Genomic DNA, 6,022 nt, shown 5'->3' with positions numbered 1-6,022 from the left:
TGAATTAATATCATTATTATAAGCTAAAAAGACAGTTAAAGGTTTAATTTATTCAACCTTTAACCGTCTAATAATTTAATGGACTTTTTCAGTGCCCTCGTTGCACGTCTATGGGAGCTCATCTATTCCGCTCATCCCGCAGGAGTCTCGCATCTTTCGGCTCCAATCTTCTTAGCGAATCATTTAAGTAAATAAAAAATCCTTTATAAAAAAAGCAACCCTTCTCGAATTGTTGATCAAGAGGGTTGCTTTATACGTTACTGCTGATTAATCAACTGAAGTAAAGTTGATCTTTCATCATTTGTTAAAGGTACAAGCGGTAATCGAACACTGCCAACGTCCATCCCTTTTAACTGTAAAGCAGTTTTTACAGGAACAGGATTTGGTGCTGCAAATAATCCGCGCATAATTGGCAAATATGTTTGATGTAGCTTTGCAGCCTTCCTTACTTCCCCTGCTAAAAAAGCTTGAACCATTTCTTGTAATTCTCGGCCAATTATATGAGAAGCAACAGAAATGACACCTTCTCCTCCAACTGATAAAACTGGTAATGTTAAACCGTCATCCCCACTATATAATTCAAAATCATCAGCTGTATTTGCAATAATTTCTGCCATCGCATCTAAGTTTCCACTAGCTTCTTTTATTGCAACAATGTTAGGAATTTGTGATAGCTCTATTATTGTCTTTGGTTCTATGTTAATAACTGAGCGTCCTGGAATGTTATACATTAAGATTGGCAGTTCTGTTGCCTCAGCGATCGTCTTAAAATGTTGATATATTCCAGCCTGATTTGGTTTATTATAATATGGTGCCACAACCATTGCTGCATCTACACCAACAGCCTCAGCTTTTTTTGTTAATTCAATCGAAGCATACGTATTATTACTTCCTGTACCAGCAACAACTGGAACTCGTCCATTTACCACTTTCACAACATGTTTAAAGAGTGCCACTTTTTCTTCTGTTGATAAAGTGGGAGATTCTCCAGTAGTACCTCCTACTACAAGAGAATCCGTTCCATTTTCAATTAAATATTCAACTAATCTCGTTGTTTTTTGTAAATCAACATTCCCTTTAAGATCAAAAGGTGTCACCATTGCGGTAGAAACTCTCCCGAAACGACTCATGTTTCCACTCCTTCATCCTGACCATTCAATAAAGAATAGTAACTACTCAAGATTATTTAACGCATTTAAAATTTTCTTTGTATATTGTAAATCTCTTTTTCTAAATTGAAGGCATCATGCAATGCATTTACTGCATTAACAAGATCCTCTTCTTTTACTAGTACCCAAATCGTTGTATGGCTGTCAGCCGATTGTAAAATGCGTATTCCTTTTTCTGATAAAGCAGAAACAATCTTGTATGTTACACCAGGAACTCCAGCAATTCCCGCACCAACAACCGAAACTTTCGCACACTCTCTTTCAATGGATGGAGTGTAACCAAGATTTTTCAAAATCGAACTTGCGCGATCCACGACATTTTCTGAAACAGTATACACTACATTTGTAGGAGAAATATTTATAAAATCAACACTAATATGTTCAGAGGCCATCGCCTTAAACACTTCAGATTGTAAATCATACTGACCATCTTTAGCAGTCACGTTAATTTGTGCGATATTAGAAACACTAGCAATTCCTGTAACCGTCCGTTCTTCAATATCTGTACCTAATTTTTGGCGATTTAGCGATGTTACAATCGTACCAACATCATCTGAATATGTTGAACGTATCCGAATTGGAACCTTTGACTGCATGGCAATTTCAACAGCACGCGGATGAATTACTTTAGCTCCTTGGTAGGCCATATTACATACTTCATTATAGGTCACAATAGGTAATTTTCTAGCATTTTCAACGATTCGAGGATCAGCGGTCATAATACCTTCCACATCTGTGAAAATGTCAATCCACTCTGCTTGTAAACTCGCCCCTAACGCTGCTGCTGAAGTATCGCTTCCGCCTCTTCCTAATGTTGTAATATCACCATGTTGATCACAGCCTTGGAATCCAGCAACAACGGCAACGTCATGTGTTTTTAATTCTTTTAATATCCGGTCACATTTCATATCAATAATTTTAGCATTTGTAAATTCTGAATTAGTTCGGAATCCTGCCTGTGCACCTGTTAGAGCACATGATTTGATATCATGCTCATTTAAAAGATTTGAAAAAACAAGACTGGAAATAATTTCACCCGTTGATAATAGTAAGTCTTGTTCCCTTTTGCTTAAAAGTGTATTGGAAGCACCAATCAATGATAGAAGTGTGTCTGTTGCATATGGCTCACCTTTCCTACCCATTGCTGATACGACTACTACAACTTTATATCCGTCTTTTAACGCCTTTTCAACATGACCAAGTGCATGCATTCTTGATTCATGATCGCGAACGGATGTACCGCCAAATTTTTGAACAATTAGCTTCATATGAACACCTCTAAAAAACTTTCTATTTCAAAATATCCTACTCCGGCATATGTTGAGTTAGGTCGTTAACATTTATACTCATCAAATCGTATCATTGATTGATTCTAAAAAATTTCAGACGATATTCGGAATAGAATATCCATTTCTATCTTATCTTATAATAAAACATAAAAAAGGTTAACGTTATTTTTATACCAATTAGATTAAGTCTAATTTAATTAAACTTTCTGCGATCTGTACTGAGTTCCATGCTGCACCTTTTAATAAGTTATCAGAAACAACCCACATATGGAAACCTTTATCATCGTCTAAGTCTTTACGAATTCTTCCAACGAAAGTATCCAATTCACCAACTGCATTTACAGCCATTGGATATTGCTGCTCTTCAGGTTTATCTTCAACAACTACTCCCGGTGCATTTGTTAAGATTTTTTGGATGTCCTCAGCACTAACTCCATCCTTTTCAACCTCAAAATACACAGACTCAGAGTGTCCAACAGCAACAGGAATGCGGACACATGTTGCTGAAACTTTTAACTCAGGCATGTGCATAATCTTTTTAGTTTCGTTGATCATTTTCATCTCTTCATAAGTAAAACCATTTTCTGTGAAAACGTCTATTTGTGGAATCGCATTAAAAGCAATTTGATAATGTTTTTTATCACCTTTTACAGGTAAAATCTTGGCTTCATAAGTATCACCGTTCAATAATGCTTGCGTTTGTTCATTTAATTCTTGAACAGCAGCAGCTCCAGATCCCGAAACAGCTTGGTAAGTTGAAACAACAATTCGACTTAAACCGTATAATTGACGAATTGGTTCAAGTGCTACGACCATTTGAATAGTTGAACAGTTTGGATTGGCGATGATTCCATTATGCTGCTTAATATCTTCTTCATTTACCTCAGGTACAACTAACGGCACATCTTTATCCATACGGAAGGCACTTGTATTATCTATTACAATTGCTCCTCGTTTAACAGCTTCTGGTGCAAATTTTTTCGAAACACTTCCGCCAGCACTAAAAAGTGCAATTTGAACACCTTCAAAGCTTTCTGGAGTAGCTTCTTGGACAGTAATTTCTTCTCCCTTAAATTGAACCTTCGTTCCAGCAGAACGTGAAGATGATAAAAGTGTCAATTTTCCGATGGGAAAATTTCTTCTCTCTAAAGTTTGAATCATCTGCTTTCCAACTGCTCCAGTAGCACCAACTACTGCAACATGATAACCTGCTGTATTTGCCATTAAAAATTCCCCTTCCAGTTTCAAGAAAAATATATAATATAACATTTATTTTATCACATTCTACTATTGTTGCCGTATAATTTTTCACTATATTATAGATAATCTTTAAAATGGCATACGAATTGAAAAGAACATTGAATAAAACTCGCTTTTATAGCGAGTTATTAATCACGGAACCGTTCTATAATAACAGGTTGAATTTGTTTTCCTTCTAACGCTAAAGAGACTGTATCTAACAAAGCAGGCATTCTTGCAACCATGGAATTCGGTTTCTTTTCCGGATCGTCTTGACCATATGGGATAAAATAGATATTTTTTGTTGCCATAAGTCTCATTAAATTTACACCGTTTAAACCAAGCGCATCATTTGTCGATATGCCAAGTACAACTGGTTTTAAATTTCGCAATGTTGCTTTGGCAGCCATCAATACAGGTGAATCTGTTAAAGCATTCGCAAGCTTACTCATTGTAAATCCTGTTATTGGCGCAATGACCATACAATCAAGTGGCAATGTTGGACCGAGTGGCTCTGCATCGACAATAGAATCGATCGCTTTATGGCCAGTTATACTTTCAATTTTTGCAACCCATTCTTCACCCTTACCAAACCTCGTATCAGTCGTTTTTACTGTGTGAGTCACAACTGGAATAACGTCAGCTCCAGCAGAAACCAATGCTTCAATCTGTGGAAATACCGCAGCATACGTACAGTGAGAACCTGTTAACCCAAAACCTATTCTCTTGCCATTAATATCCATAAAGTACATTACTCCTTTCTTTTTAATACATCTTCTTCAATTAGTTGGGCAAGCACATTGCCAAGAATCTTTCCTGCAGATTTTGGCGCAACAATACCAGGTAAGCTTGGTGCAAGCAAAGCCTTTATTCCTCGCTTTTCTGCATAGCGAAAATCTGTTCCTCCAGGCTTTGAAGCTATATCAAGAATAAGGGTGTGGGTCGGCATCTTTTGAATAACGGATGCATTTACAATTAAATGTGGAATTGTATTTATACAAATATCAATATCTTTTACCTCTTGATCAATTTGATCAAGATGAAAAGGGGTTAGTCCCATTTCTGTTATTCTAGCTAAATGTTCGCTTTTACGTGCACCAACCTTTACGTTTGCGCCTAAATGGTCAAACACTCTTGCAAGGCTCATACCTACTCTTCCTAATCCTAAAACCATTACAGTTGAGCCATGTATTGTGAACTCTGTGTGTTGAATCGCCATCATAATCGTTCCTTCAACAGTTGGAATCGAATTATAGATTGCGACATCATCTCTTTCAAATAGTTTCACTAAACGTTTATTCATTTTTTTAGCTAATGTGTCTAAATAGGAATTGCTAATCCCTGAATAAATTGTAAAATAGTCTGGTGTTTCTGAAAGAACATCTTCTGTCAAAATGACTTCTTCATTAGAAAAGATCAATTCAACTTTTCCTTCACTATTTGTACCTGTTATTGGAAGAATTACACAATCCATTTCAGCAAAGTTGACGTCTTTAAATTTTTCTTTAACAACGCCAGAATAAGCAAAGTCTAGTTGCTCAAATCCAATTAAAGAAATTTTTGCGTCTAAGTCTGCTAATTTGCGGATTACTTCTAATTGACGTGCGTCACCACCAATAATGGCAATCTGCAATCCGGTTAACATCAATGTTTTCACCTTCTTAATTTTGAATGATGTTATGGTCTTTTCCCCATATCGTATGTTGAAATCAAAAAAGCGTGAAACAAAAGTACAAAGGTAACCGTTTCAACTGTTAACAAATAATAATTGAAAGTTTTTAGTTTTTTAATTTAGATGTCGATTTTCTATCTAGGCTGCCGGCTTTCCGCAGGTGTATGACCTTCGCGGCACTTCTCCCGCAGGGTTTTCGCACCCCCACTCGAATCCACTAGTAATAAAATCACAAGCTGCATGTTAATTAGCCTGTTTAATGATTCCTATTTTTACGGTGTCAAACAGTTCATTTAGGCGTAAATGAACTTTAAACAATAAAAAAAGGTTCAGAATGAAACCATTCTGAACCCTTTTCTCGACAACCAAATGCCGAAAATCTCGGTATTTTTAATAACTATATTGATTTTCTGGTACTTCTAAAATAATCATATCTGTTCCAACTGTTCGAATGCGATTCCAAGGTACGCGAATTTCATTACGGTGTTTTTTTGTCCATTTTCCTGATGGAATGATAAGCGTCTCAACTTGCCCAGTCACTTCGTTTATTTCTAAATCTGTTTGCCCTAAAATACCTAAGCGTTCAGCCTTCTTAAAATCAACCATTTCTTTTCCGCTCAACTCACTAAGTCTCATAATAATCTCCCCTCTTA

6 protein-coding genes are annotated in these 6,022 nt (G+C 36.4%); all 6 read right to left on the bottom strand.

What is annotated here, in order from left to right; genetic code table 11:
* Positions 1 to 257 precede the first annotated feature (257 nt).
* A complete protein-coding gene (gene dapA / locus G4D61_RS06780) occupies positions 258 to 1,130 on the bottom strand; it encodes a 4-hydroxy-tetrahydrodipicolinate synthase (protein ID WP_025727849.1) in 873 nt (290 codons plus the stop codon).
* A gap of 65 nt (positions 1,131 to 1,195) precedes the next feature.
* On the bottom strand, positions 1,196 to 2,437 hold the full coding sequence (gene dapG, locus G4D61_RS06775) for an aspartate kinase (protein ID WP_163173560.1): 1,242 nt from the start codon (positions 2,435 to 2,437) through the stop codon (positions 1,196 to 1,198).
* A gap of 198 nt (positions 2,438 to 2,635) precedes the next feature.
* Positions 2,636 to 3,682 carry an aspartate-semialdehyde dehydrogenase gene (locus tag G4D61_RS06770; protein ID WP_025727851.1) on the bottom strand — a complete coding sequence of 349 codons (1,047 nt, stop codon included), beginning with the start codon at positions 3,680 to 3,682 and terminating at the stop codon, positions 2,636 to 2,638.
* Between the two features lie 164 nt (positions 3,683 to 3,846).
* A complete protein-coding gene (locus G4D61_RS06765) occupies positions 3,847 to 4,440 on the bottom strand; it encodes a dipicolinate synthase subunit B (RefSeq protein ID WP_025727852.1) in 594 nt (197 codons plus the stop codon).
* An 8-nt stretch (positions 4,441 to 4,448) separates the two neighbouring features.
* A complete protein-coding gene (dpaA, locus tag G4D61_RS06760) occupies positions 4,449 to 5,342 on the bottom strand; it encodes a dipicolinic acid synthetase subunit A (RefSeq protein ID WP_163173559.1) in 894 nt (297 codons plus the stop codon).
* A gap of 417 nt (positions 5,343 to 5,759) precedes the next feature.
* On the bottom strand, positions 5,760 to 6,005 hold the full coding sequence (locus G4D61_RS06755) for a YlmC/YmxH family sporulation protein (RefSeq protein ID WP_025727854.1): 246 nt from the start codon (positions 6,003 to 6,005) through the stop codon (positions 5,760 to 5,762).
* Between the last annotated feature and the right edge of the window lie 17 nt (positions 6,006 to 6,022).

It is taken from the genome of Heyndrickxia ginsengihumi, from assembly GCF_011008565.1.
Classification (GTDB): Bacteria; Bacillota; Bacilli; order Bacillales; family Bacillaceae_C; genus Weizmannia; species Weizmannia ginsengihumi.
This window is presented reverse-complemented; position numbering and strand designations above follow the sequence as displayed.

Excerpts from the sequence above, each read along its gene's own strand:
- dapG (WP_163173560.1), bottom strand. The coding sequence starts at position 2,437 with ATGAAGCTAATTGTTCAAAAATTTGGCGGTACATCCGTTCGCGATCAT.
- G4D61_RS06765 (WP_025727852.1), bottom strand. The coding sequence starts at position 4,440 with ATGGATATTAATGGCAAGAGAATAGGTTTTGGGTTAACAGGTTCTCAC.
- G4D61_RS06770 (WP_025727851.1), bottom strand. The coding sequence starts at position 3,682 with ATGGCAAATACAGCAGGTTATCATGTTGCAGTAGTTGGTGCTACTGGA.
- dpaA (WP_163173559.1), bottom strand. The coding sequence starts at position 5,342 with ATGTTAACCGGATTGCAGATTGCCATTATTGGTGGTGACGCACGTCAA.
- dapA (WP_025727849.1), bottom strand. The coding sequence starts at position 1,130 with ATGAGTCGTTTCGGGAGAGTTTCTACCGCAATGGTGACACCTTTTGAT.
- G4D61_RS06755 (WP_025727854.1), bottom strand. The coding sequence starts at position 6,005 with ATGAGACTTAGTGAGTTGAGCGGAAAAGAAATGGTTGATTTTAAGAAG.